25 protein-coding genes and 2 tRNA genes are annotated in these 25,548 nt (G+C 66.9%); 12 read left to right on the top strand and 15 right to left on the bottom strand.

Annotation, left to right across the window (positions count from 1 at the left end; genetic code table 11):
* Positions 1–173: 173 nt before the first annotated feature.
* A complete protein-coding gene (locus WB461_RS10810; protein WP_423852739.1) occupies positions 174–839 on the bottom strand; it encodes a histidine phosphatase family protein in 666 nt (221 codons plus the stop codon).
* Between the two features lie 41 nt (positions 840–880).
* Between WB461_RS10810 and glpK the strand changes: the two genes are divergently transcribed.
* The 3 genes from glpK (at position 881) to WB461_RS10795 (ending at position 4,952) form a co-directional block, all read left to right on the top strand.
* Positions 881–2,407 (top strand): glycerol kinase GlpK, encoded by a 1,527-nt coding sequence (gene glpK / locus WB461_RS10805; RefSeq protein WP_423852738.1) that lies wholly within the window; start codon positions 881–883, stop codon positions 2,405–2,407.
* Between the two features lie 68 nt (positions 2,408–2,475).
* Entirely contained in the window at positions 2,476–4,203 is a 1,728-nt protein-coding gene (locus WB461_RS10800) for a glycerol-3-phosphate dehydrogenase/oxidase (RefSeq protein ID WP_423852737.1), read from the top strand.
* On the top strand, positions 4,200–4,952 hold the full coding sequence (locus WB461_RS10795) for a DUF4097 family beta strand repeat-containing protein (RefSeq protein WP_423852736.1): 753 nt from the start codon (positions 4,200–4,202) through the stop codon (positions 4,950–4,952). The genes WB461_RS10800 and WB461_RS10795 overlap by 4 nt, the downstream gene beginning before the upstream one ends.
* A gap of 34 nt (positions 4,953–4,986) precedes the next feature.
* Here the strand turns inward: WB461_RS10795 and WB461_RS10790 are convergent.
* Positions 4,987–5,062 (bottom strand) — tRNA-His (locus WB461_RS10790).
* A 61-nt stretch (positions 5,063–5,123) separates the two neighbouring features.
* Entirely contained in the window at positions 5,124–5,735 is a 612-nt protein-coding gene (orn, locus tag WB461_RS10785; protein ID WP_423852735.1) for an oligoribonuclease, read from the bottom strand.
* Positions 5,736–5,858: 123 nt separating this feature from the next.
* Here orn and WB461_RS10780 point away from each other — a divergent pair, with 123 nt between their 5' ends.
* Complete coding sequence (locus WB461_RS10780) at positions 5,859–6,620, top strand: DsbA family protein (protein ID WP_423852734.1); 762 nt, start codon at positions 5,859–5,861, stop codon at positions 6,618–6,620.
* Between the two features lie 20 nt (positions 6,621–6,640).
* Here the strand turns inward: WB461_RS10780 and WB461_RS10775 are convergent, their stop codons facing one another.
* The 10 genes from WB461_RS10775 to WB461_RS10730 form a co-directional block, all read right to left on the bottom strand.
* Positions 6,641–6,997, bottom strand: a complete 357-nt coding sequence (locus WB461_RS10775) for a fluoride efflux transporter FluC (RefSeq protein ID WP_423852733.1) — start codon at positions 6,995–6,997, stop codon at positions 6,641–6,643.
* Complete coding sequence (locus WB461_RS10770; RefSeq protein ID WP_423852732.1) at positions 6,994–7,374, bottom strand: FluC/FEX family fluoride channel; 381 nt, start codon at positions 7,372–7,374, stop codon at positions 6,994–6,996. Before WB461_RS10770 ends, WB461_RS10775 begins: the two co-directional genes overlap by 4 nt.
* Positions 7,371–7,994, bottom strand: a complete 624-nt coding sequence (locus WB461_RS10765) for a LysE/ArgO family amino acid transporter (protein WP_423852731.1) — start codon at positions 7,992–7,994, stop codon at positions 7,371–7,373. The genes WB461_RS10770 and WB461_RS10765 overlap by 4 nt, the downstream gene beginning before the upstream one ends.
* Before the next feature lie 105 nt (positions 7,995–8,099).
* Entirely contained in the window at positions 8,100–9,311 is a 1,212-nt protein-coding gene (locus tag WB461_RS10760; protein ID WP_423852730.1) for an MFS transporter, read from the bottom strand.
* A 12-nt stretch (positions 9,312–9,323) separates the two neighbouring features.
* A complete protein-coding gene (locus tag WB461_RS10755; protein ID WP_423852729.1) occupies positions 9,324–10,199 on the bottom strand; it encodes a hypothetical protein in 876 nt (291 codons plus the stop codon).
* Positions 10,196–11,002: a polyphosphate polymerase domain-containing protein gene (locus WB461_RS10750; RefSeq protein ID WP_423852728.1), complete on the bottom strand. Its 807-nt coding sequence runs from the start codon at positions 11,000–11,002 to the stop codon at positions 10,196–10,198. The genes WB461_RS10755 and WB461_RS10750 overlap by 4 nt, the downstream gene beginning before the upstream one ends.
* The gene (locus tag WB461_RS10745; protein ID WP_423852727.1) at positions 10,999–11,625 is read right to left on the bottom strand and encodes a DUF4956 domain-containing protein; all 627 of its coding nucleotides are present in this window, start codon (positions 11,623–11,625) and stop codon (positions 10,999–11,001) included. Before WB461_RS10745 ends, WB461_RS10750 begins: the two co-directional genes overlap by 4 nt.
* Positions 11,626–11,723: 98 nt before the next feature.
* Positions 11,724–13,097: a sensor histidine kinase gene (locus WB461_RS10740; RefSeq protein ID WP_423852726.1), complete on the bottom strand. Its 1,374-nt coding sequence runs from the start codon at positions 13,095–13,097 to the stop codon at positions 11,724–11,726.
* A gap of 4 nt (positions 13,098–13,101) precedes the next feature.
* Complete coding sequence (locus WB461_RS10735; RefSeq protein WP_423852725.1) at positions 13,102–13,776, bottom strand: response regulator transcription factor; 675 nt, start codon at positions 13,774–13,776, stop codon at positions 13,102–13,104.
* Positions 13,777–13,945: 169 nt separating this feature from the next.
* Positions 13,946–14,019: transfer RNA gene (locus tag WB461_RS10730), tRNA-Arg, on the bottom strand.
* Positions 14,020–14,111: 92 nt separating this feature from the next.
* Here WB461_RS10730 and WB461_RS10725 point away from each other — a divergent pair.
* From WB461_RS10725 to ettA, 4 genes are all read left to right on the top strand, one after another.
* Entirely contained in the window at positions 14,112–15,293 is a 1,182-nt protein-coding gene (locus WB461_RS10725) for a PrsW family intramembrane metalloprotease (protein ID WP_423852724.1), read from the top strand.
* Between the two features lie 103 nt (positions 15,294–15,396).
* Complete coding sequence (locus tag WB461_RS10720) at positions 15,397–17,112, top strand: ABC transporter (RefSeq protein ID WP_423852723.1); 1,716 nt, start codon at positions 15,397–15,399, stop codon at positions 17,110–17,112.
* The gene (locus tag WB461_RS10715) at positions 17,109–18,758 is read left to right on the top strand and encodes a GTPase family protein (RefSeq protein WP_423852722.1); all 1,650 of its coding nucleotides are present in this window, start codon (positions 17,109–17,111) and stop codon (positions 18,756–18,758) included. Before WB461_RS10720 ends, WB461_RS10715 begins: the two co-directional genes overlap by 4 nt.
* A gap of 89 nt (positions 18,759–18,847) precedes the next feature.
* Positions 18,848–20,530, top strand: coding sequence for an energy-dependent translational throttle protein EttA (ettA, locus tag WB461_RS10710; RefSeq protein ID WP_423852721.1), 1,683 nt, complete (start codon positions 18,848–18,850; stop codon positions 20,528–20,530).
* A gap of 16 nt (positions 20,531–20,546) precedes the next feature.
* Here ettA and WB461_RS10705 read toward each other — a convergent pair whose 3' ends face one another.
* Complete coding sequence (locus WB461_RS10705) at positions 20,547–21,020, bottom strand: MarR family winged helix-turn-helix transcriptional regulator (RefSeq protein ID WP_423852720.1); 474 nt, start codon at positions 21,018–21,020, stop codon at positions 20,547–20,549.
* Positions 21,021–21,118: 98 nt separating this feature from the next.
* Between WB461_RS10705 and WB461_RS10700 the strand changes: the two genes are divergently transcribed.
* A complete protein-coding gene (locus tag WB461_RS10700; RefSeq protein WP_423852719.1) occupies positions 21,119–21,667 on the top strand; it encodes a YceI family protein in 549 nt (182 codons plus the stop codon).
* 22 nt (positions 21,668–21,689) lie between these two features.
* Here WB461_RS10700 and WB461_RS10695 read toward each other — a convergent pair whose 3' ends face one another.
* Positions 21,690–22,271 (bottom strand): TetR/AcrR family transcriptional regulator, encoded by a 582-nt coding sequence (locus WB461_RS10695; RefSeq protein ID WP_423852718.1) that lies wholly within the window; start codon positions 22,269–22,271, stop codon positions 21,690–21,692.
* A 100-nt stretch (positions 22,272–22,371) separates the two neighbouring features.
* On the opposite strand from WB461_RS10695, the gene WB461_RS10690 reads away from it, so the two are divergent.
* The 3 genes from WB461_RS10690 to WB461_RS10680 all read left to right on the top strand — a co-directional run.
* Positions 22,372–23,517: an acyl-CoA dehydrogenase family protein gene (locus WB461_RS10690; RefSeq protein WP_423852717.1), complete on the top strand. Its 1,146-nt coding sequence runs from the start codon at positions 22,372–22,374 to the stop codon at positions 23,515–23,517.
* Positions 23,518–23,576: 59 nt separating this feature from the next.
* The gene (locus WB461_RS10685; protein ID WP_423852716.1) at positions 23,577–24,794 is read left to right on the top strand and encodes an acetyl-CoA C-acetyltransferase; all 1,218 of its coding nucleotides are present in this window, start codon (positions 23,577–23,579) and stop codon (positions 24,792–24,794) included.
* Positions 24,794–25,548, top strand: a 755-nt coding sequence (locus tag WB461_RS10680) for an SDR family oxidoreductase (RefSeq protein WP_423852715.1), incomplete at its 3' end; no start/stop codon positions are given. The genes WB461_RS10685 and WB461_RS10680, both read left to right, overlap by 1 nt.

Here is a 25,548-nt window from a genome sequence, read left to right as displayed (position 1 = left end):
TCGTCATGAACACCAAGGCCGAGGTCATGCAGGCCTTCGAGGACTTCCAGAAGGGGCGACTCGGCTCGATCCCCACCGTCCCGCACAGTGATGTCCACGGGGAGATGCGGCCGGACTGACAAGTTGACGAGCCCCGCCCACGCTGGTGGTGCGGGGCTCGCTCAGTCCAGTGGCTACTCGTCGAGAGGTCCGGACGCGGGGCTGTGGTCAGAGGCCACACCCATCGCAGCTGCCTCGCTGACGCTCTCACCGAGCCAGGACCTCACCTCCCAGCCGGTGTCGGACGATCCCTCCACGACCACGATGCCGGTGTTGACGACGTAGTGGTGCGTCACGAACTCGAGGTCGACGTTGCGCGTGCGGGCCGCGCACCAGGCGCGGATCACGGCACCGTGGCTGACGAACGCAACATTCTCCAGGCCCAGCGACTCCGCCTCGGCCACCACCGAGTCGAATCGCGCGATGACCTCGCGCCCGCTCTCAGCGCCCGGCATCCGCATGTCGAGGTCGCCACCACACCAGGACATCAGGGTGTGGACGTACTGGTGCACCGACGCATCGTCGGTGTTGCCCTCGACATCGCCCGCGGCGATCTCCCGGATGCCATCCCGCACGACCGGCTGCAGTCTGCGGTCTGCCACCAGTGGTGCAGCGGTGAGATGAGTACGGACCATCGACGACACGAACAGTGCTTCGATCGATTCGTCGGCGAGGGCGGGCACGAGCTCGATCGCCTGCTCGTGACCCAGCGCGGTCAGACCGGGCCCGGGGACGGTCGACTCAAGCACCCCGTCGACGTTGGCTGGGGTCTGACCGTGGCGGATGAGGATCAGGCGCATGTGTCGAGCCTAGGACGGAGGACCTCGCTAGGCTCTCGCGCATGGCTACGGACGGACAGACGCGCTATGTCGGCGCGATCGACCAGGGGACCACCAGCACTCGATTCATGATCTTCGACCACGACGGGCACGAGGTGGCTCGTCATCAGCTCGAGCACGAGCAGATCCTGCCCCGTGCTGGGTGGGTGGAGCACGACCCCCACGAGATCTGGGAGGCGACGCAGGAGGTCATCGAGACGGCGCTGGGCCGCGCCGGCATCGCCGCCGACGGGCTGGTGGCCATCGGCATCACCAATCAGCGCGAGACGACGGTCGTGTGGGACCGGCGCACGGGTGAGCCGTACTACAACGCGATCGTGTGGCAGGACACCCGCACCGACAAGATCGCCAGCGCACTCGACCGCGACGGGCATGGTGACCTGATCTGCGAACGCGCCGGGCTCCCACCGGCTCCGTACTTCTCGGGGGGCAAGATCCAGTGGATCCTCGAGAACGTCGAGGGGGTGCGGGCCGACGCCGAGGCGGGCCACGCGATCTTCGGCAACACCGACAGCTGGCTGATGTGGTGGCTGACCGGTGGTCCAGACGGCGGCCTGCACCTCACCGATGTCACGAATGCCAGCCGCACGATGTTGATGGGGCTCAAGACCCTGCAGTGGGACGAGGAGCTGCTCGCGCTGTTCGACATCCCGCGGTCGATGTTGCCGGAGATCCGTTCGTCGTCGGAGGTGTATGGCCACACCCGTCAGGACGGACCGTTCAGTGGTGAGGTGGCGATCGCTGGCGATCTGGGTGACCAGCACGCTGCCTTGGTCGGTCAGGTGTGCTTCGAGCCGGGCGAGCTCAAGAACACCTACGGCACTGGCAACTTCCTGGTGCTCAACACCGGCACCGAGATCGTGCGGTCCACCCATGGCCTGCTGACGACCCTGGCGTACAAGTTCGGAGACGCACCGGCTGTCTACGCGCTCGAGGGCTCGATCGCGGTGACCGGCTCTGCGATCCAGTGGTTGCGCGACCAGCTCGGCATCATCAAGGCCGCGGCCGATTCCGAGAGCCTGGCGGCCAGCGTCGACGACAACGGCGGGGTCTACTTCGTGCCGGCGTTCTCGGGGTTGTTCGCACCCTACTGGCGCTCTGACGCCCGGGGGGTCATCGTCGGCCTGTCCCGATTCAACACCGTCGCCCACATCTCCCGGGCGGCCCTCGAGGCGATCTGCTATCAGAGCCTCGACGTCGTCGACGCGATGATTGCCGATGCCGGTCTGGACCTGAAGATCCTGCGGGTCGACGGCGGAGTCACGAGCAACGAGCTGTGCATGCAGATCCAGGCCGACATCCTGGGAGTTGCCGTGAGCCGCCCGGTCGTCGCGGAGACCACCGCTCTGGGGGCCGCTTACGCTGCGGGCCTGGCCGTGGGGTTCTGGGCCAGCACCGACGAGCTGACGGCGAACTGGCACGAGTCGCGACGATGGGAGTCGACCTCGACAGCCGAAGAGCGCGACGCGGGCCACCGCCAGTGGAAGAAGGCCGTGGACCGCACCCTCGACTGGGTCGAGACGGACTGACCCGCTCGCGGGACGGGGCCGACCCGCGCACCTCCGAGGTCAGTTGGAGCACCTGATTGACTGGGCCCATGAAATCGGTTGCGCTGTCACCTGAAAATCGTCGAGCTGCTCTCGAGGCGATGGCCAAGACCCCGTTGGACGTTCTGGTCATCGGCGGCGGTGTCGTGGGTGCGGGTTCCGCCCTGGACGCGGCGACGCGTGGGCTGTCGGTCGGGCTCGTCGAGGCCCGAGACTTCGCCTCCGGGACGTCGAGCCGCTCCAGCAAGCTGATGCACGGAGGCCTGCGCTACCTCGAGATGCTGGACTTCCGACTCGTCGCCGAGGCGCTGAAGGAGCGTGGCCTCAATCTGCGCAAGCTCGCCCCGCACCTGGTGCACGAGGTCGGCTTCCTGTACCCGCTGACGCATCGCGTGTGGGAACGGGTCTACGCCGGTTCCGGAGTCGCGTTGTACGACGCCATGAGCAAGGCATCCGGCTACGGCCAAGGTGTGCCGCTGCATCGCCATCTGACCCGCCGTGGAGCGCGTCGGATGGTGCCAGCGCTCAAGAAGGACGCACTCGTCGGCGCATTGCACTACTACGATGCGCAGGTCGACGACGCCCGGCACACGATGTTCCTGTCGCGCACTGCCGCAGCGTACGGGGCCCACGTCGCGAGCCGCACCCGCGTGGTGGGACTGCTCCGAGACGGAGACCGGGTCACTGGCGCCACGGTCAAGGACCTGGAGTCCGGTCGTGAATTCGACATCCGGGCCAAGCAGATCATCAACTCGACGGGTGTCTGGACTGACGAGACCCAGGGGATGACCTCGGAGCGGGGTCAGTTTCACGTGCGCGCCAGCAAGGGAGTGCACCTCGTGGTGCCGAAGGACCGCATCCGTGGCGAGTCCGGTCTCATCCTGCGCACCGAGAAGTCGGTGTTGTTCGTGATCCCGTGGGGACGTCACTGGCTCATCGGCACGACTGACACGGACTGGTCGCTGTCCAAGGACCACCCCGCTGCCAGCCGCAGCGACATCGACTATCTCCTCGATCACGTCAACACGGTCCTGATCGAGCCACTGACCCACGAGGACGTCGTGGGTGTCTACGCCGGGCTGCGACCGTTGCTGGCGGGGGAGGACGAGGCGACCAGCAAGCTCTCACGTGAGCATGCGATCGGCACCAGCGTCAAGGGCCTGGTCGTGATCGCCGGCGGCAAGTACACGACCTACCGGGTGATGGCCAAGGACGCCGTCGACGCCGCAGTCGACGGAATGTCCTCGCATCTTGGCCGTACCGTGCCCGAGTCCTGCACCGAGGACGTGCCGCTGCTCGGCGCGGACGGCTACGAAGCGGTCTGGAACCAGCGGCGGATGCTGGCAGAGTCCAGCGGTCTGGGTGTCGGACGCATCGAGCACCTGCTCCACCGGTACGGCGCCTTGGTCCACGAGCTGCTCGAGCTGATCGCGGAGCAGCCCGATCTGGGCAACGCGCTCAGCGGCGCGGACGACTATCTGCGCGCCGAGATCGTCTACGCGGCGTCCCACGAGGGCGCCCGGCATCTCGACGACGCGATCGCACGGCGCACGCACATCTCGATCGAGACGTTCGACCGCGGCACCGACGTGGCCGTGGAGGTCGCCGAGCTGATGGGTGGGGTGCTCGGCTGGAGCCAGGCCCAGCGCGACAACGAGGTCAACCACTACCTCAAGCGCGTCGAGGCCGAGCGCGAGAGCCAGACGATGCCCGACGACGAGACTGCGGACGCGGCGCGCAAGGGCGCAGAGGACGTCGTGCCGGTGTCCACACTGTGACGCTCGAAGAGACAGTTGCCGACTACGACGTGCGCTCACCGGCCTCCCGTACCCTGCTGACCGTCGTCGGCACCGTGCTGATCGTCGGAGTGATCGTCGGTCTCGTGCTGGGCGCTTCGTTGCTGAAGCGCGACACGCGGGTCTCCACCAGCGTCGTCGAGCTTGACGGGTCCGCCCAGGTCGTGATTGATGGGGGTTCGGCCGACGTGACCTTGGTCGAGGGTGTCGATGACGTCGTCAGCATCAGCGCCCGCATCACGTCAGGCCTGCGCGAGACCCAGTTCGCGCTCGGCCGTCGCGGTGACGAGATCAAGATCGCCTCGGCGTGCCAGTCCTGGCTGTCGCCGGGATGTGGAGTCGCGGTGACGCTCGAGATCCCCAAGGGCTTGCCGGTCGTGGTCCGGACGACCTCGGGCAATGTCGTCACCGATGCGCTGACCGAGGGGGTGCTCACGGTGACCTCCGGCAGCGGTGACATCGCCGCGACGCGGCTCGAGGTCGACGAGTTCTCGGCCGAGACCGGCTCGGGTGAGATCAGGGCGTCCTTTGCGAAGCAGCCCTTCGGCTTCAAGGCCTTCACCGGTGCGGGGGACATTCACGCGACCGTCCCCACGGGCAAGCGCGGCTATGTCGTCTCGGCAAAGTCGAGGTCCGGCGCGGTGGCCAACACCCTGGAGTCGAACGCGGAGGGTGCTGGATTTGTCCGCGTCAGGTCCGACAGCGGCGACATCCAGCTGGGGAGCAGATGAGCGGACCCCCGCTCCTTGCGGAACGGGGGTCTCGTGGGGTGGATGACGGGACTTGAACCCGCGGCCACCGGCACCACAAGCCGGTGCTCTACCAACTGAGCTACACCCACCACGCGTGTCGGGCATGCGCCCGACACGGCGTCGGTCAGTCTAACGCAGACCTGAGGTGACTCAGACCGCGCCCGTCAAGGAACCGGAGACCTCGGCCGCGATGGCCTTTGCGGTGCCCGAGTCGATGCCTGGTTCCGGGGTGAAGACAGCACGCCGGTAGTAGCGCAGCTCCTCGATGCTCTCTTGGATGTCAACCAGCGCGCGGTGATTCCCGGCCTTGGCCGGAGCGGCGAAGTAGGCCCGCGGGAACCAGCGACGAGCCAGCTCCTTGATCGAGGAGACGTCGACGACGCGATAGTGCAGCCACCCCTCGAGCTCGGTCATGTCACGAGCGAGGAACGCGCGGTCGGTGCCGATGGTGTTGCCTGCCATCGGGGCCTTGCGGGGCTCCTTGACGAACTGGCGGATGTACTGCAGCACCTGGTCCTCGGCGTCGTTCAGGCTCAGGCCGTCCTCGAGCTCGGTCAGCAGGCCCGAGGTCGTGTGCATGTCCCGGACGAAGTCGTTCATCTGCTCGAGCGCGTCCTGAGGCGGCCTGACGATCAGGTCGATCCCGTCGCCCAGCACGTTGAGGTCGTAGTCGGTGACGAGTGCCGCCACCTCGACCAACGCGTCGGCCTCCAACGAAAGTCCGGTCATCTCACAGTCGATCCACACCAGCTTGTCATTCACGGCCTGAACCTTACTGTGACTCGCGGACGAAGTGTGTCGCGCGGCCCGGTAGGGTCTCATGGAACCTTCGGCGAGCGAGTCTCGTTAGTCCAGATGGTGACCGCCCGAACCAGGAGTAGTGCAGTGAGCAACGAACGCCAGCAGCGTGCCGCCCGTGCCGAGCAGATGCGCAAGGAGCGGGAGAAGTCAGACCGCAAGCAGCGCAATGTCATCACGATCGCGATCGTCGCCGTGGTGATCGCCCTGGTCGGGATCGGTGGCTACGCCATCAAGAGCGAGAGCGACAAGAACGCGACGGTCGACAAGGTCATCAATCCGGCCAACACGACGAAGTTCGGTGTCAGCTACGACACCCAGGCGGTGACCGGCGAGCCCGCCACGAATCCCGTCACGGTCGTGACGTACGAGGACTTCCAGTGCCCCGCGTGCCGCAGCTTTGAGCAGCAGAGCGGCGCCTTCCTGGCCGATGCCGTCGCGAAGGGCGACATCACGCTGGAGTACCGCCCGATCGCCTTCCTCGATGCCGCGAGCAACGGCAACAAGTACTCCAGTCGGGCCGGCAGTGCGGCGATGTGCGTGCTCGACAGCTCCGGCATCAAGGCATACAAGAAGATGCACGACGTGCTCTATGCCAACCAGCCCGCTGAGAACAGCAACGGCCTGCCCGACAGCGCATTGATCGGCTTCGCCGAGCAGGCGGGCGTCACCGGGATCGACTCGTGCATCAAGTCCGAGCGATTCGTGCCGTGGCTCGGTGCAGCGACCGACGCGTCGCGTGACGCCAAGGTGTCGGCCACGCCGACGGTCATGGTCGATGGCAAGGTGGTCGAGGCTCCCAACCCGGCCAACCTGCAGACGGCGATCGACGCGGCCAAGAAGGCCTGACGCCGGCTGTCCGGCACGCGTCAGATGCTGCGCCCGATCCAGAACCCGCACGACGCTGCCGCGACGCTCAAGACGAGCATCGCGGTGGTGTTGACTGCGGCCGCGCCGTAGCGGCGATCCAGCACCAGGTGTGCCGTCTCGACACTCGCGGTGCTGAGGGTCGTGTAGCCGCCCAGGAATCCCGTGCCGGCCACGCTGAGCCACATGTCTCCCGTGTTCAATCCGATGAGGACTCCCAAGAGCAGCGAACCGCTGACGTTGATCAGGTGCGTCGACCACGGAAGACGCGGCGACACGCGTGGTCGCATCCATCCGTCCAGCGCATAACGAGATCCAGCGCCCATACCTCCGGCCAGGGCCACCAGCAGCGGCGTCATCGCACCACCGTCCGAGCTGTCGCGACACCGGCGAGAGCGGCGAGCAGGCCTGCCGCGACGGTGGACAGGGCGTACGCCAGTCCGAGCGCACCGTGGTCGCTGCGCAGGAGGGCGTCGGTCTCGACGGCGAGCGCGCTGTACGTCGTGAATCCGCCGAGAAAGCCGGTGCCCAGCAGGAGGCGCAGCCGATTGGCTGGGACGCTGTGGTCGCGCACCAGCAAAGTCGCCAGGAGGGCTCCCAGAACGAAGGATCCGGCGACGTTCACCACGAAGGTCGCCAGCGGGAACAGCTGGTCGGTGTCCAGGACTGCGAGCGTCCCGTAGCGGCACAGGGTGCCCGCAGCGCCGCCGGCGGCGACCAGAGCGAAGGACTTCACGCGTCCATTAGACCGTGCAGGAGGCTGACTGCGATCGCCGACATGACCACGGCGATGAGTCCGTCAAGAAGGCGCCAGGCCATGGGGCGGGCGAACAGCGGCCGAAGGAGGCGCGCGCCGAAGCCCAGGGCCGAGAACCACACGACCGACCCCAGAGCCGCCCCGACCGCGAACCACCACCGGTTGTCACCGTGGGTGTTGGCGACCGAGCCCAGCAGCAGCAGCGTGTCGAGGTAGACGTGCGGATTGAGCCACGTCAGCGCCAACGCGGTGCTGACGACCGGCAACAGCCGCGGAGACGAGGTGGGATGTTCGTCGAGCCCGGTCGGCCGGACGGCTCGCCGCGCAGCGAGTCCGGCATATGTCAGCAGGAAGACCGCTCCGCCGATGCGCATCGCGTCGAGCAGCCAGGGAGCCAGCTCCAGCAGACCACCGATACCCGCCACGCCCGCAGCGATCAGCAGAGCGTCCGACACCGCGCAGATCAGCACCACCACGAGCACGTGCTGACGAAGCAGGCCCTGCCGCAGGACGAAGGCGTTCTGCGCACCGATCGCGACGATGAGTGACAGGCCGAAGCCCAACCCGGCCAGAGCGGCGACGAGGGCGGCATGATCCATGACCCCATCCAAGTGCACCGTCACGTGCCTGCGCGGCAGACCCTTCGATGCAGAGACGGGGGAGTTCAGGGCCGGACGATCGTCCGGCCGGATCCGACCGTGGTGCTACCGGCTCCGATCGGCGCCTCTGGTCGACTTGGCGATGAGCGCGAGTGCCACGACCTGGGTCACGATCACGATGGCCACCAGGGTCGGTATCGAACGGGTGTAGAGGAAGCCGGCCACCGCCCCGCCCAGAACGGCCGCCCCGCCCTGGATCGCCGCGAACACTCCGTACGCCGTCGCACGGTGGCTGGCGGGGACGAGATCGGCGACCAGGGCCTTGACCGTCGAGTCCTGGAGTCCGATCGCCGAACCCCAGGCGAGCAGCCCGAGCAGCACGAGCGGCAGCTGTGAGGAGAGCGTCAGTGCCGGCGAGAGGGCCACCAGGATCGGCAGGCCGTAGAGCACCTTGCCGCCCACGCGGTCGTAGGTCCAGCCCGTGATCAGTGCGGCGACGGCGGCAGCGGCCATTGCCACTGCGTAGAGCACGGGGACCATGGCCGTCGAAACCACCTGCTGGGTGCTCAGGTGAAATCCGATCAGTCCATAGCTGACGAGACCGGCGGTCGTTGCCGCGGCGGCGCCGGCAAACACGAAGAACCGGTGGGGGAGGTCCAGGCCCAGATTCTGCGTGACCCGGCCGCCCGGAGCGGCAGGGCTCGGGGAGATCTCAGCGGCGGGGGCAACGGGCATTCGTCGCTGCACGACCAGCAGCAGTGCCATCGCGACGGCTCCGGGGATGGCGAGCATCGCGAGGGCGGGCCAGATGCGCGAGGTGATGGCGACTGCGCCGGCTACCGCCAGCGGACCGGCGAAGGCCCCGATCTGGTCCAGAGCCTTGTGAACGCCGAATCCTCTGCCGCGGCCGACCCCCTCGGCCGCGATGGCCAGCAGGGCTGATTTCGAGGGACTCCGCACGGCCTTGCCGGTGCGCTCGGCGAGAATCAGGACGCAGGCCAGCGCCAGTCCCGCCGAGCCGACGAACGGGGCCAGCGCCAACAGCGGGACGGACACGGCCGTCAGCCCATAGCCGACGATCGTCAGTCGCCAGTAACCTCCGGTCCGATCGGCCAGCTGTCCGAAGAACAGTCTGAGCACCAGCGCGATGGCCTCGCCGGCACCGCTCACGATCCCCACCAGCAGCGCAGAGGCGCCGAGCGACGCGAGCAGCGGACCCGTGACCGAGCGAGCACCCTCGTACACGAGATCGGCCGTCAGGCTGACCAGACCGAACCCGACGACGGTGCGCCACGGCGACCACACCCGATCTGTCACGTCGGCAGTCTCTCACCGATGGGTCGGGGAAGGCACCGATCGATGGCCCCGGGTGACCAGGATGTACTCGGCAATCATGTCCCCGAGCATGGTGCCCGCGTCAAGATCGCTCTGGACGTGTCCGGCCATGTAGATGCGGGAGTAGGTGACCTGCTCCTCCATCGACACGTAGTCCGGCAGGCGGTGAGGGGCGAGATATCCGAGATAGGAACGCGCGGCCGCTGAGCGCGCGGCGTGGCGGGAGGGGTACGAGCAAGGGCAGACACTCCCTGGCTTGATGATCTTCTCCGGGCGCAGAGTTGGGTCCAGCACGTACGGCGCGGACTGGCGGTCCACTGCGGCCACGCTGTCGGAAGCGGTCTTGGCCATGGCGAGGATCACTTTGAGGTCCTGCTTCTCGGCCTTGCCGGCGGTCTTGCCGAGGAGCTCGCGCTGGTCATGCTGATAGAGCTTCCAGATGTCCTTCTTGCCATTGGTCTCCAGCCACGTCGCAGCGGCTATGCCGGCGGGAGTACGCCTGGCTGCCAGCCTCTGGACCTGCCGAAGCTCGTTCCTTCGAGCTCCCTGCGTGGGTGGCGCGGGGATCTGCCGCTCCAGCCACGAGACGAATGCGGCGTCGTCCGGCGTGCTGCCGTGCGCGGTCCACCATGACGTCATGGCGTCAGCGGCAGGTCGTGCCTGGGCGGCGAGGTGTTCACCCATCGTCGAGGCTTGCGCGTCGGAGAAGAGCGCTGGCGGCGGATCTGCCTTGATCCGGTCCGTGGCTGACAGATTGGGGGAGTGGGAAGCCAGAACCGGGCGCGCAAATCCGATCCCGATGGCCAGGATGGCAGCCAGGGCGACCAGGAGGTAGCGGAGGGTGTGCGGCCTGACGATGGAAACGGTCATCTGAGTCCTTGAGTCGAGTGAGAGTGACAGTGCAGGAGGCGCCCGCGTATGTCGCGAATGTCGTTGTCAGCGATGTCGTCGTGCAGCAGCGATGTGGCAGCGGCGTACTTGGAGAAGGAGCGCGGCCGCGCGCCGAGCGAAGTGAGCACGCGGTCGGCGCGGGCGGGAAGCGCTCGGCCCTTGGTCTCGATCAGCACGAAATCGTCGTCGATCCACGCTGAGCCGACCGCGAGTGACGCGACGACACCCCAGTCGATCGTGACCCGGGTGCCAGCAGACAGGTCCGCGAGAGTTGCGCGCGTGTAGGTGACCTCCGCAGAGGGCACGAGATCACTCGGCGAGAGCTCGGGATGCGTCTCGGCGAGGACGGACTCGACGAACGCCAGCTCAGCCCCGTCGAGGCGGCCGTAGCGCTCGGGGCTGCTCGGACCGGCGACCTTGATCGTCTCGCCGCGGCCGTTCTTGGTCTTCACCTCGACCCGGCACAAGTCGTCCTCGACGTACCAACGGCTTCGGATCTTCCACCGGCGGCGGCGGCCCTGGATGTGATGCCGTGTGGAGGCGAACGTGGGAGTGTCGAAGTAGGTGCTGCGATACGTGGTCGAAGCTCGGCCGGCGATCTGGAGTGCGGCGTGGCTGTGTGCAAGCGCGTCGATCAGCGCGTCGGCTGTTGCGGCAGGCACGAGGTACTTGCGATCGACCCGCCTCATGAGTGCGGCGCTCTCCACCACGTCATCGAGACTGACGGTCCGCAGCCCGCTGAGGCGCAGCGGCGCGCCAGTCGTCTGGTACGTGTCCGTCACGCGCTGAGCCCCTGTGGCACGTCTTGGTCTGCGGCAGGCCATCCATCCGTCGCCTCAGGCACTTCATAGCGTGCCGAGACGCGGGTGGTCTCTCGCACCATGTCGATCTCTTCGATGACCACGGTCACGACGGGTACAGCGAGCTGTGCCGTGAGCTCGGCGAGGGCCAGCTCGGGATCAAGCACCAGGTGGTCGAGGGTGACACGCATGACTCTCGTTGCCGGTCGAGACCGCGAGTCGTCGGTGACCGCCACCGCGACGACGAGCAGGATGTTGAGAGCAACCACCAGCCACATCTGCCGTTGCTGGAGCCCGTTGATCAGACCCAGGACGAGCGCGATGAATGTGTAGGCGACGTCCTTGAGCGTGAACGCCGTGCTGCGCAGTCGGACGAGCGAGAGCAGACCGAAGAGTCCGAACCCGATGCCTGCCTTGAAGCTTCCGGACGAGATCGCTGAGAGTGCGGCAAACAGGCCGATGTTCAGCACCGCGAACACCAGGGGCATCGCGGGTGCGGAGTGGCGGCGGCGATAGAGCCACCCCACCAGGAGCAGCATCGCCAGGATGTCGATTCCAAGGCGTGCGAGCAGACTGGCTGCATCAGCGGACAAGAGTGTTCCCATCAAAGCGTCCCTTCGGGAGTGACCGTGGCAGCCGCTCCTGGTCCAGACACTACGAACGCGTCATGACGGCAGGATGAACCCTCGGGGTTGACGTGTCGTCATCGGCAGGGAAGCTGCAGGACGACACGAGCGGCTGCTCCGTCACGAGAGTCCGAGGGCACCTCTATCCGAGCGGTGCCGCCATGGGCCTGGGCGACCGCCATGACCACGGCGAGCCCCAGTCCCGAGCCGCGGGTGGTGCGGCTCGCGTCGGCACGGGTGAAGCGATCGAAGGCACGGGGGATGAGGTCGGCCGGGAATCCCTCGCCCTGATCGTCGACCGCAATCGTCAGCGTGTCCGAGGCGACCCATGCGGAGAGGCGGATCGGTCCCGCTCCGTACCTGACGGCGTTGGAGACCAGGTTGCTGAGAGCCGCATCGATCCACGGCTCACTGACCATGCACGAGACATCCGCGGCCTCGACGGTGATGTCGCGAGCGTTGCGCTCGAGAACGGGGCGGTAGCGGTCGGCCGTCCTTCGCAGCAGTGCGTCGATGCGCGTCGGCGCCTCGGAGGCCTGTATGCCGTTCTCGAGCTCCTCCAGGTCGAGCAGCGCATTGGCCAGACCTGCCATCCGCTCTGTCTCAGCAGCGACCGCCACGACGACGTCGTGGAGATAGTCAGCAGATCGTGGCTGGTGCAGAGCCAGCTCGACCTCAGCGCTCAGGAGCGCCAGCGGAGTGCGGAGCTCGTGGGCCGCGTCTGCGATGAACCGGTGCTCGCGTTCGTTGGCGCGCTCGAGTCTCGCGAGCAGGTTGTTGAACGTATGTCCCAGTCGGGTCACCTCGTCGTCCCGATCGACGTCGACGGGAAGTCTGATTCCGGAGGTCTCACCTGCCGCTGCTGCGGTTACCCGGTAGCGCTCGACGGGATCCAGCGCACCGCGGGCCGTCCGGTAGCCAACGTAGGACGCAGCGATCAACACCAAAACGTTCGCGACGGCGAGCTGCCCCAGCAGCTCACGCAGCGCCTCGTCGCGGGCTCGCCTGCTGATGGCAGTCACGATGACGACTTGACCGAGGGGAGCCTCCGATGTCGTTGCCGCGATTCGCAGAGCGTAGCCTTCCGGCCGGACGAAGGAGCCACGGTCGACGTGCAGGCTGCCCTCCCGTCGTGCGTGAAGCTCGAGCGCAGGTGTGAGGAGTCTCGCGACCGGGGGGCGCGGGCTCCCGGCGACGATCGTGCCGTCCCGGTCGAGCACCTGATACCACTCGCCGGGTGTCCGCGATGGCACGTCTGTTCCGGCGACGATGGCGTGGGCGACGACGTCGTGATACGCACGCAGATCCCGCGTCAGCTGTCGGTCCAGGGCGTGATCCACACGCCAGAACACGAAGCTTGACGTCCCCAGCAGAACCATCAGCATCGCGAGCGCCACATTGCGCACGAGGCGACGCTTGATCGTCAGGCGCGACGACCGCCGGAAGGTCACGCGCTCAGCTCCGGCGTTCCAGGCGCCATCCCACGCCCCGCAAGGTGGTGATAGTGACGCTGCTGGAGCGCTCGCTGATGCTGGTGCGAAGGCGGTACATGTGAACGTCCAGAGCATTGCTGCGGATGTCGGGCTCGTCGGCCCAGATTTCGTCGATGATGAACGATCGGCTGACGGCCCTGCCAGCGTTTTCGGCGAGGGTGACCAGGATGTCGAGCTCACGGCGAGCCAGTCCCAGCTCGACCCCATCGATCCAGGCAAGTCTGGCCGTCGGATCGACCGTGAGATCGGCCAGGACGAGCACCGGGTCCTCGATTACCTCATTTCGCCGTTGGAACACGCGGAGGCGCGCCACAAGCTCCTCCAGAGCAAATGGCTTGACCAGGTAGTCGTCCGCACCCGCCTCCAGTCCGGCAACTCGTTCACTCACGGCCCCGCGGGCAGTGAGCATCAGGACTGGGACGGTGTTGCCCTCCTTGCGCAGCCTGCGACACACCTCGATCCCGCCGATCGCTGGAAGCATCAGATCGAGGACGACGGCGTCGACGTCCTCACCGCGCGCCGCGGCGAGTCCGGCGCGGCCGTCGTAGAAGCCCTGTGCGTCCATCCCGGCCTCCTGGAGGTAGCTCACGATGAGCTCGACCATGCGCCGTTCGTCATCGACCACAACCACTCGCATGTCGGTCAGTGTAGGAGCGCCCGCAGTTCGGGTCCGTCACCCTGCGGTCATCTTCGGACTTGGGCCCCGGAGCCGCGCAGGCGCCCGGCAGGACTCCGTCGGGCGCTGGGCGCCCTCCTCCCCGAATCCTGTGCGCCGGGGGTCGAGCGTGAATGCAAAGCTCGAATTGCGCGCCCGGCAGGATTCGAACCTGCGACCTAGAGATTAGAAGGCTCTTGCTCTATCCGGCTGAGCTACGGGCGCTCGGGCGGTGACGCCCGGGGCAAGCCTATCTGCGCAGGTCGACAAGCATGCGGACCCGAACCCGGTCGGGACCGATGCCCTACGATTTGCAGGTGACAGAAGCGACTGCCGCCGCCATCCCAGCCGCGCTGCCCCGGTATCGAGAGCCATTCCGCCAGCGCGGACGAGTGCCGCTGATCAGTTTGTTCGTCCTGATTGCGGTGGCTGGCATTGCCGGTGGAGTCGCGATCTCGTTCAGCGCCGGCGACCCGGAGGGTGCGGGCCTGTCGATCCTGTTCGCGATCATCCCGCTCCCGCTCCTGTGGCTCGCCTACTGGTGGCTCGATCGTTACGAGCCGGAGCCGCGGCGCTACAAGTTCGCTGCCTTCGTGTGGGGTGGAGTCGTGGCCGTCGCGATCGCGCTCGCCCTCGAGGTCTGGATCCAGAACACCTGGAACCTCAGCGATGAGACCACCGCTTCAGTCGTCGCGCCACTGGTCGAGGAACCGTCCAAGTGTCTTTTTCTGCTGCTGACGTTCGCGCGCTCACGCCGAGTGATCGACGGATTCATCGACGGCCTCGTGTATGCCGGATTCGTCGGCATCGGCTTCGCCTTCGTGGAGAACATCGGCTACTACGCCGCGAGCTACCTCGGATCGCCTGACATCCAGATCGCTGGCGCCGAGGGTGTCACGACGACGTTCGTGGTGCGAGGTCTCTTCAGCCCGTTCGCCCATCCGTTGTTCACCTCGGCGTTCGGGATAGCGGTCGGCCTGGCGGTGGCCCGACGCTCCAAGATCGGCAAGATCGTGATCATGACGATGGGCCTGGCGGTCAGCGTCGGCCTGCACGCGCTCTGGAACGGCTCGCTGAGCTATGGCGGAGGTGCCGGCTTCGTGCTGGCCTACCTCGTGCTCGCACTCGTGCTCGTCGGCATCGCGATCCTCGCGGTCATCATCCGCACTCGCCAGGTCAAGATCCTGGAGCGCTCGCTGTCCTACGTCGCCCAGCGCGGGTGGATCCACCCGGCCGAGATCCCCTATCTGTCGCGGTTCGGCTACCGCAAGGCCGCCCGCCGATTCGCCAAGGAACGCGAGGGCAGACGCGCGGCCCGGGTCATCACTCGATACCAGCGCCATGCGACCGAGATGGCCTTTCTCCACGACGGGATGATGAAGGGCCGAGCCATCCCCCACGGGGTCGAACGGACGTACGCGTTGCTCGATGCGATGTATGCGTTGCGACCCGCTCTGCGATTCCCTCCGGCACTTCAGAGCACGACCCGTCGTTTCTGACCCGCGCGCCGCACGAGGCGTGGCGGCGAACAGCGTTCCCGTCCACTAATCTGTGCTCAGACACCCCCATCCGCACACACGTCACCAACGAGAGGAGCGCGCCGTGGCCAGCGATCACGCGTCGGCCGAGCTCCTGGGTGCGATGAGCAAGCTGCTGATCACCGTGCGCGACGTGCAGCTGCGGCTCGAGGTCGACGATGTCGACCTGGCCCGAAGTGTTCATGCCAAGGTCGCCGACCAGCTCTCGGACTACGTCCTGCCCCGGCTGGTCCAGCTTGATGCCCCCCTGCTGACCGTGGTCGGCGGTTCGACCGGCGCCGGCAAGTCCACCCTGGTCAACTCCCTCGTGGGGGAGCTGGTGACCGAGTCGGGCGTACTGAGACCGACGACTCGCTCGCCGGTGCTGGTGCACCACCCCGACGACGCCGAGTGGTTCCGACCCGACCGAATCCTTCCTGACCTGCCTCGCACCGACGTGGCGTCCAACGACACGTACGCCTTGCGGCTCGCTTCATCGGACAAGATCCCTCGTGGCCTGGCGATCCTCGACGCACCTGACGTCGACTCGATCGACAAGGGCAACCGGGAGCTGGCTGCCCAGCTCCTGGCCGCGGCGGACCTCTGGTTGTTCGTCACCTCCGCGGCCCGCTACGCCGACCAGGTGCCATGGGACTACCTGCGCCAGGCGTCCGAGCGCAGCACTTCGGTTGCCGTGGTGCTCGATCGGACCAGCGCCGAGGCCGTCGTCGAGGTCCGGGGCCATTTGGCCCGCATGATGACCTCGCGTGGACTGTCGGACTCACCGCTGTTCACCGTCCCGGAATCCCCGGTCGACGCCGACGGGCTGCTGCCTGACGAGGCCGTCTCGCCGATCGTGGTCTGGCTGCGGGAGCTCGCCGCCGATCCCGACGCTCGCCGGATGGTCGTCAGTCGCACGCTTGACGGGGCAGTGCGTCACGTCGTGCTGCGGACCCACGACGTCGGGGATGCGATGGATGCCCAGATCGCGGCCGCCGAGGTGCTTCATGGTGACGTCGACACGATCTATCGGAAGGCCCTGGACACGTTCTCGACCCAGAGCGCCAACGGCACGATTCTGCGTGGAGAGATTCTGGCCCGCTGGCAGGAGTTCGTCGGCACGGGCGATCTGCTGCGCTCGGTCGAGGAGAAGGTCAGCCGTATTCGGGATCGGTTCGTCGACGGCGTGACCGGCAAGCGGACCCGGTCGACCGAAGTCATCGAAGCGATCGAGACCGGACTGCAGATGCTGCTGGTCGAGCACGCCGAGGCCGCTGCCGAAGCGGGGTCGCGAGCGTGGGCGACGATTCCGGCTGGCCGCACGCTGCTGGATGCCAACCGCGGGATCGGTCGGGCGTCACGCGACTTCCGAGTCCGCACCGAACGAATGGTCCACGACTGGCGACAGTCGGTCATGGAGGTCGTACGCGTCGAGGGCGCGGACAAGCGCATGACCGCGAAGTTCCTCGCCTTCGGCGTCAACGGCATCGGCGTCGCACTCATGATTGTGGTGTTCTCGCGCCATGGCGAGGGCAAGGAGGTTGGCGGCACCGCGGCTCTGGCTCGCAAGCTGCTGGACGCGATCTTCGGTGAGGAAGGCGTGACCGACCTGGCCGATCGGGTCCAGGCCGACCTGGCCTCCCGCGCGGCCGCGCTCTTCGAGAGCGAGATCCAGCGATTCCTCGACCTGGTCGAGAGCCCGGAGACGATCAAGGCGAACCAGGATGTCCTCCGTGAGTCTGCTCGCCAGGCCGAATACGCTCGGCACTCAGACTTCCTGAACGGAGAGCCAACGTCATGACTTCCCCGAGCGCCACCGCCGAACCAGGTTTCGGCGGTGGCCGCAGCGACGCCGCCGCTCGACTCGATGGCCTGACCCGGGCCGTCGAGGCCAGCCGCGGTCGCATCGCTGCCGACGTCCTGGCCCCGGCCGAGGCGCTGTCGGAACGGGCGCTCGAACGGCTCACGCTGTCCGGCGAACACACCATCGTCGCGCTTGCCGGTGCCACGGGCTCGGGCAAGTCCTCGCTGTTCAACTCCTTGACCGATCTGGAGCTCGCCGGGGTCGGTGTTCGCCGCCCTACGACGTCGTGGGCGCTTGCCTGCGCCTGGGGTCCGGACGGCGCGCAGGGCCTGTTGGAGTGGATGGGCATTCCAGCTCGCCACCAGGTGTCGCGCATGAGCATGCTCGATCGCTCCTCCGCAGACACCAAGCTCGATGGACTCGTGCTGCTCGACCTGCCCGACCATGACTCGACCGAGGTGTCGCACCACCTCGAGATGGACCGACTCGTCACGTACGCCGATCTGCTGGTGTGGGTGCTGGACCCGCAGAAGTACGCCGATGCTGCCATCCACGACCGTTACATCCGGCCCATGGCGTCCTACGCCGACGTCACCCTCGTCGTGCTCAACCAGATCGACCGCATCCCCTATGAGGAGCGCGAGCGAGCGCTGGCCGACGTCAGGCGAATCCTGGCCGACGAGGGCCTGCCGGACGTCGCCGTCATCGGTGTCTCCGCGACCCGCGGCGACGGCGTCGACGATCTCAAGCGGGAGATGGCCTCGCGCATCCGAGCCAAGTCCTCGGCCAAGTCGCGGCTCGGGTCCGACATCTCCTCAGCGGCCGAAGCTCTCGTGGCTGTGGGCGGATCCGGGCAGGCACCCGGGCTCACTCCTGCCGACCGCGAGGCTCTGGACTCGGCGCTGGTGGATGGGGCCGGCGTACCGCAGATCGTTGACGCCATCGCGGCCTCCACCCGGCGGCGCACGGCGCAGTACACCGACTGGCCGGTCGTGCGGTGGTTGGACCGTTTCCGAGATGACCCGCTGAAGGACCTCGGGCTCGACGAGGACCTGTCGATGTCCGCTCTGGTCCGTGCCGTGGTGCCCGAGGCTGGCAACGTGCAGCGCGCCAGCGCCGAGCTCGCCATCCGCCATGCTGCCGAAAAGGCGTCGGTGGGGCTGACCCCTCCGTGGCGAGATTCGATCCGTGACGTGTCGAGCCCTCCGGGCGACGACGTCGTCGACGCGTTGGACAGCGCGATTCATGGGACCAGCCTCGGCTTGGCCCGCCCAGCGGCGTGGTGGCGCATCGTCCAGGCGCTCCAGATCCTGCTGTTCGCCACGATGCTCGCCGGCCTGGGCTGGCTCGCGGTCCAGGGCATCGGGCACCTCGCATCCTTCGACGTCCCCGATCTCGGTCAGGTCGGCGGCGTCGATCTGGCCGTCTTCGCGGCCGGGGGAGCCCTCGTGGCGGGGCTCGCACTGGCTGTCCTGTCGCGTCTGGCAGCCCGGATCGTGGGACGACACAAGGCCAAGCGGGCCGACCAACAGCTCCGGGCCGCGATCGACCGGGTCACCACGGAGCGGGTCATCGCCCCGATCCAGTCCGAGCTCGACGCCTACGGCGCCTACCGCTCGGGCATACTCGCCGCACTTGGCTGACCTCGACGGCGCGGTCGTGTCCGTCCGGGGAGGTTCCCCGGGGCACCACGGTTCGTCGTTCGTGGATCCGGCTCGATAGGCTGGGGCATATGGCTGACTACGTCTTCACTCTCCGCAACGTCCGCATGAAGCTCGGCGAGAAGCTCGTCCTCGACGATGTCACGCTGTCGTTCCTGCACGGCGCCAAGATCGGCGTCGTCGGCCCCAACGGCACCGGCAAGTCGACACTGTTCAAGATCATGGCGGGCATGGCGCAGCCCAACAACGGCGACGCCATCAAGGATCCGGATGCCTCGGTCGGGATCCTCCTGCAGGAACCTCCGTTGACCGAGGGCAAGACAGTCCTGCAGAACGTCGAGGAGGCCGTCAGCGAGATCAAGACCAAGATCGACCGGTTCAACCAGATCAGTGAAGAGCTCGCCGATCCGGACGCGGACTACGACACGCTCCTTCCGGAGATGGGTGAGCTGCAGACCGATCTGGACCACGCCAACGCGTGGGACCTGGACTCCCGACTGGCGCAGGCCATGGACGCCTTGCGGTGCCCACCGCCGGACGAGCTCGTCGACCACCTCTCCGGAGGTGAGCGCCGGCGAGTCGCGCTGTGCAAGCTCCTGCTCGAGCAGCCCGACCTGCTGCTGCTCGACGAGCCCACCAACCACCTGGACGCCGAGAGCGTGCTGTGGCTCGAGCAGCACCTCGCCAGCTACCCCGGTGCCGTGCTGGCGATCACTCACGATCGCTACTTCCTGGACAACGTCGCCGAGTGGATCCTCGAGCTCGACCGCGGCAAGACGCACCCCTACGAGGGCAACTACTCGACCTACCTCGAGACCAAGCAGGCCCGTCTCGTCGTCGAGGGCAAGAAGGACGCCAAACGAGCCAAGATCCTGGCCAAGGAGCTCGAGTGGGTCCGGTCCAACGCCAAGGCGCGCCAGGTCAAGAATCAGGCCCGTCTCGGTCGTTACGAGGAGATGGCTGCCGAGGCTGAGCGCGGCCGCAAGCTCGACTTCGAAGAGATCAACATTCCTGCGGGACCACGCCTCGGCGACGTTGTGCTCAACGCCCAGGACCTGCACAAGAGCTTCGGCGACCGCGAGCTGTTCGACGGTCTGACCTTCGACCTTCCACGAGCCGGCATCGTCGGCGTCGTCGGCCCCAACGGTGTGGGCAAGTCGACCCTGTTCCGCATGATCGTGGGGGAGGAGAAGCCGGACAACGGCTCGCTCGACGTCGGGCAGACGGTAAAGATCTCGTACGTCGACCAGGGCCGTGGCGGCATCGACGACAGCCTCAACATCTGGCAGCTGGTCTCCGGCGAGCTCGACTTCATCAAGGTTGCCAACTACGAGGTGCCGAGCCGCGCCTACGTCGCATCATTCGGCTTCAAGGGGCCCGACCAGCAGAAGCTCGTCAAGGTCCTGTCCGGAGGTGAGCGCAACCGCCTCAACCTCGCGCTGACCCTCAAGATGGGCGGCAACCTGCTGCTGCTCGACGAGCCGACCAACGACTTGGACGTCGAGACGCTGCAGTCCCTCGAGGACGCGTTGCTGGACTTCCCGGGCTGCGCCGTGGTGGTCTCGCACGATCGCTGGTTCCTGGATCGCGTTGCGACGCACATCCTGGCGTGGGAGGGCAACGCCGACACTCCCGCGCGATGGTTCTGGTTCGAGGGCAACTTCGCCGACTACGAGATCAACAAGGTCGAGCGTCTCGGCGAAGAGGCTGCTCGACCGCACAGCGTGACCTACCGCAAGCTGACCCGGGACTGACCGGAACGGGCGCGGATCAGAAGTTCTTGCCGTGCAGCTGAGCGGCGACCTTGTGCATGATGCGGCCGAGGGCGGCGAAGTCCTCGGCGCCTGCATTCGCGAGCAGGTAGTCGTTGACTCCCTGCACATGGGTGTGCGCGGCCGCCTCGAGGATGCTGAATCCATGGTCGGTCAGGACGGCTGACACGCCGCGACCGTCATCCGCGCACTGGCCGCGGACGACGATGCCCTCCCGTTCGAGTCGGGAGATCGTGTGGGTCACCCGGCTGCGAGAGTGACCGACCGCGTCGGCGAGCTCTGCCATCCGGATCGAGCGGCCCGGCGCCTCGGAAAGTCGAACCAGGATCTCGTACTCCGGCACGGACAGGTCGTGCGCCGCCCGCAGGTCGCGATCGAGTCGGTCCATGAGAGCAGTTGTGCCACCGAGGAACGAGCGCCAGATGCGCTGCTGCTCCGCGCTCAACCACGGCGTGACCGTTGTCGTCTCCATGGCACTCATCGTACTCGCGTCGAAGTTTGATTGAATCTTCAACGTCCTGTACTGTGTATTTGGTTGAACGATCAACTATCTAGTCATGAGGAGAGCACATGAGCACCGCCACCGCAGTCACCGCCGGCACGTGGACCCTGGACCCGACGCACACCGAGATCGGCTTCACGGTTCGTCACCTGATCGGCAAGGTGCGCGGCAAGTTCACCGGCTTCGAGGGTGCGGTCGTCACGGCCGCCGACCTTGGCTCCTCAAGTGTCAAGGTCGAGGTCGACCTCAGCACGATCGACACCGGCACCGCCGCCCGCGATGAGCACCTCCGATCCTCGGACTTCTTCGAGGTCGAGAGCCACCCCACGATGACCTTCGTGTCGACCGGAGTCGCGCAGAACGGGGCCTCCGACTTCGTCGTCACCGGCGATCTGACGATTCGGGGCGTATCCAGGTCCGTCGAGCTCGCCACCGAGTTTCTCGGTGAGGGCGGCGACCCGTGGGGCGGCACTCGTGTCGGGGTCGAGGCGACCACGCAGATCAGCCGCAGGGAGTTCGGCATCGACTTCAACATGCCGGTCGAGGGCTCGGACAAGTTGATGATCGGCGACAAGATCTCGATCCACATCAACGCCCAGGCCGTCCTCCAGGCCTGAGCAAGTCGCTGGCGCCGCGCCGCTAGGAGATGTCGGGGCGGGTCATCCGCACCGCGAGGTTCGCGTGCAGGGTTGCCAGGTCGGGTCCAGAACGCGATCCGCCCGGCTCGAACCACCGCACCAGATCCACGCCGAGGGACAGCAAAGAGAACGCCGTCCCCGGCACGTCATCCACATCCAGGACGCCCTGGTCGACGCCGTCGGCCAGGGCGTCCTGCATGGTCTTCTCGATGCTGCGCCGGTAGCTGGCAACCTCGGCGCGGTGCTCGGCGGACAGGGCGTGGTACTCGTACTGCACGATCCGCCCGACTCTGCTGTTGTCGGCATGCCAGAGGCTGAACTCATAGACCATCGCGCGAAGCCGGTCGATCGGATCCGTGGCCGAAGTCGCGGCCGACGTGATGACATCGAGCGCGCGGCGGTGCCCGTCCAGGCTCACCGTGAACAGCAGGCTCTCCTTGGAGTCATGGTGGACGTAGACCGCTGCGGGGCTCATTCCGGCGCGCGAGGCAATGTCGCGGGTTGTGGTCCCCGCGAAGCCCTTCTCGGCGAACGCCTCGACCGCGGCGTTGATGAGCCGTTCGCGTGCCGTGATCGTGGTCATGTCAGGTCCTCCTTCGGTTGACAGCATGGCGGAGGGCTTGCATGCTAAGCAAGCGCTTAGCGCGATTCCCTCCGGCGCCCGCACCATCGAAGGCAGAGCATTGCAGCGATCGATCTTCAACGAGGACCACGAAGCCTTCCGCGCATCCTGTGCGGCCTTCCTGGCCAAGCACGTCGAGCCCCAGCTCGAGACCTACCTGGAGAACAAGGCCCTGCCGCGTGAGTTCTGGCTGACCGCGGGTGCCGAAGGTTTCCTGGGCTTGGAGATCCCCGAGGCCTTCGACGGCGCCGAGGCTGGCGACTTCCGCTTCAACGCGGTGTGGGCCGAGGAGCTGAGCAAGCTCAACGCCGCACTCTCATCGTGTGCGGCGATCCACTCCGACATCGCGGTTCCGTACATCGTGGATCTCGGTACTGACGAGCAGAAGCAGCGTTGGCTGCCCGGATGTGCGACCGGTGAGATCGTCACGGCAATCGGGATGACCGAACCCGGCGGTGGCTCAGATCTCGCGGCCCTGCGCACGACGGCCATCCGCGACGGTGATGCGTGGGTCATCAACGGGTCCAAGACGTTCATCACGAACGGCTTCTCGGCAGACCTGATCCTCACCGCGGTCCGCACCTCGCCCGACCTGGGCGCCAAGGGCATCACGTTGTTCGGGATCGAAGCGACCGACGAAGGATTCAGTCGCGGCCGCAAGCTGGACAAGGTCGGGCAGTCCGAGGCAGACACCTCAGAGCTCTTCTTCGACAACGTGCGTCTGGGTGACGATCGGATCATCGGTGAGCAGGACCGGGGCTTCATCTACATGATGGAGCGGCTCCCGCAGGAACGGCTGACCTGCGCGGTGTCGAACGTCGCCCATGCCAAGCAGATCCTCGCCGAGACGATCCAGTACGCCCACGACCGTCAAGCTTTCAAGCAGTCGATCGGCAGCCTCCAGCACAACAAGTTCCTGCTCGCCGAGCTGGTGACGAAGATCGAGGTGGCCGAGGCGTACGTCGACCAGGTCGTGCTGGCCCACACGCAGGGTGAGGCGACTGCGACCGACGCGGCGAAGGCCAAGTGGTGGTCATCGGAGATCCAGAACGACGTCCTCGACCACTGCGTCCAGCTGCACGGCGGATATGGCTTCATGAACGAGTACCGTGTCGCTCGGGCCTGGCGCGACGCCCGGGTCAGCAAGATCTGGGCCGGATCGAACGAGATCATGAAGGAGCTCATCGGCCGCGACCTCGGATTCTGACGGCCGAGTCATTGCTTGCACGTACCAGAGAACCATTCAATTGAGAGCCAGAGGATGAGATGACTGAAGCAGTAATCGTGGCCACCGCCCGCTCGCCGATCGGGCGTGCCGTCAAGGGCTCGCTCAAGGACATGCGTCCGGACGATCTGACCGTCCAGATGATCGAAGCCGCACTCGGCAAAATTCCTGAACTGGACCGGCAGGACATCGTGGACCTGCACCTCGGTGTCGGCCAGCCGGCCGGTGAGTCCGGTAACAATCTCGGCCGGATCGTGTCGGTCATGGCCGGCATGGATCAGGTGCCCGGCGTGACGGTCAATCGATACTGCTCCTCGAGTCTGCAGACGACACGCATGGCGTTCCACGCGATCAAGGCGGGTGAGGGCGATGTCTTCATCTCGGCCGGCGTCGAGACCGTGAGCCGATTTGCCCATGGCATGGCCGACATGGCGAGTGCCTTCAACCCCCTGTTTGACGAGGCGCTGGCCCGTACCCAGCAGCGTGCGGAGGGTGGCGCCGAAGCGTGGCACGACCCGCGCGAGGACGGCAATCTGCCCGATGCGTACATCGCGATGGGCCAGACCGCCGAGAACGTGCAGCAGCTGATCGGCATGAGCCGCCAGGAGCAGGACGAGTTCGGTGTGCGCAGCCAGAACCTCGCCGAGAAGGCCATCAACGACGGCTTCTGGGCCAAGGACATCACCCCGGTCACGCTGCCCGACGGAACGGTCGTCAGCACCGACGACGGGCCCCGCGCCGGCGTCACCCTGGAAGCGGTCTCACAGCTCAAGCCGGTCTTCCGTCCGGACGGCACCATCACCGCGGGCAACTGCTGCGCGCTCAACGACGGTGCTGCGGCACTGGTCGTCATGAGCGACACGAAGGCCAAGGCGCTCGGCCTGACTCCGTTGGCACGCATCGTCTCGACCGGGGTGACCGGTCTGTCACCCGAGATCATGGGCCTCGGGCCGGTGGAGGCCGTCAAGCAGGCGCTCAGGCACGCCGACATGGCGATCGATGACATCGACCTGTTCGAGATCAACGAGGCATTCGCTGTGCAGGCCCTCGGCTCGGCTCAGGCGCTCGGCATCCCGATCGACAAGCTGAACGTCAATGGTGGTGCCATCGCGATCGGACACCCGTTCGGCATGACCGGGGCGCGCATCACCAGCACCCTGATCAACTCGATGCAGCATCACGACAAGCAGTTCGGCGTCGAGACGATGTGTGTCGGCGGCGGTCAGGGCATGGCCATGGTGCTGGAGCGCCTGTCCTGATGACCGGTCGTTTCGACGGCCAGGTCGCGATCATCACCGGTGCGAGCCGGGGGATCGGTCTGGCGATCGCCGAGCGACTCGTCGCCGATGGTGCCAAGGTGTGCATCACGGCCCGCAAGGCCGAGGCTCTCGCCGAGGCGGTCGAGTCGCTGGGCGGTGCCGACCACGCCATCTTCGTGGCGGGCGCTGCCGACGACGAGGCGCACCAGGACGAAGCGGTGGCCGCAACCCTGGCCGCCTTCGGGCGGATCGACTTCCTGGTCAACAACACCGGAATCAACCCGACGTACGGGCGGATGATCGACGTCGACCTGGGCGCGGCGGAGAAGACCATGCGGGTCAACGTGATCTCGGCGATCGCGTGGGCGCAGAAGGTCTACCACGCCTGGCAGGGCGATCACGGTGGCGCAGTGGTCAACATCGCTTCGGTCGCCGGACTCAGGCCGGCCCCCGGCATCGGCGTCTACGGGGCATCCAAGTCGGCGCTGATCCACGTGACGGAGGAGCTTGCGGTGGAGCTCGGTCCGGACATCCGGGTCAACGCCGTTGCGCCCGCGGTGGTCAAGACCAAGTTCGCCACCGCGCTCTACGAGGGCAAGGAGGAGCAGGTGGCCGCGGCGTATCCGCTCAAGCGGCTCGGCCTGCCCGAGGACATTGGCTCGGTCGTGACGTTCCTGCTCTCGCAGGACGCGGCATGGGTCACTGGCCAGACCATCACGATCGACGGCGGTGTGCTGTTGACCGGCGGCGTCTA

It is taken from the genome of Aeromicrobium sp. (assembly GCF_049587115.1).
Taxonomy (GTDB): domain Bacteria; phylum Actinomycetota; class Actinomycetes; order Propionibacteriales; family Nocardioidaceae; genus Aeromicrobium.
Note: the sequence above shows the minus strand (reverse complement) of the source record. Positions and strands in the feature narration are given on the sequence as shown.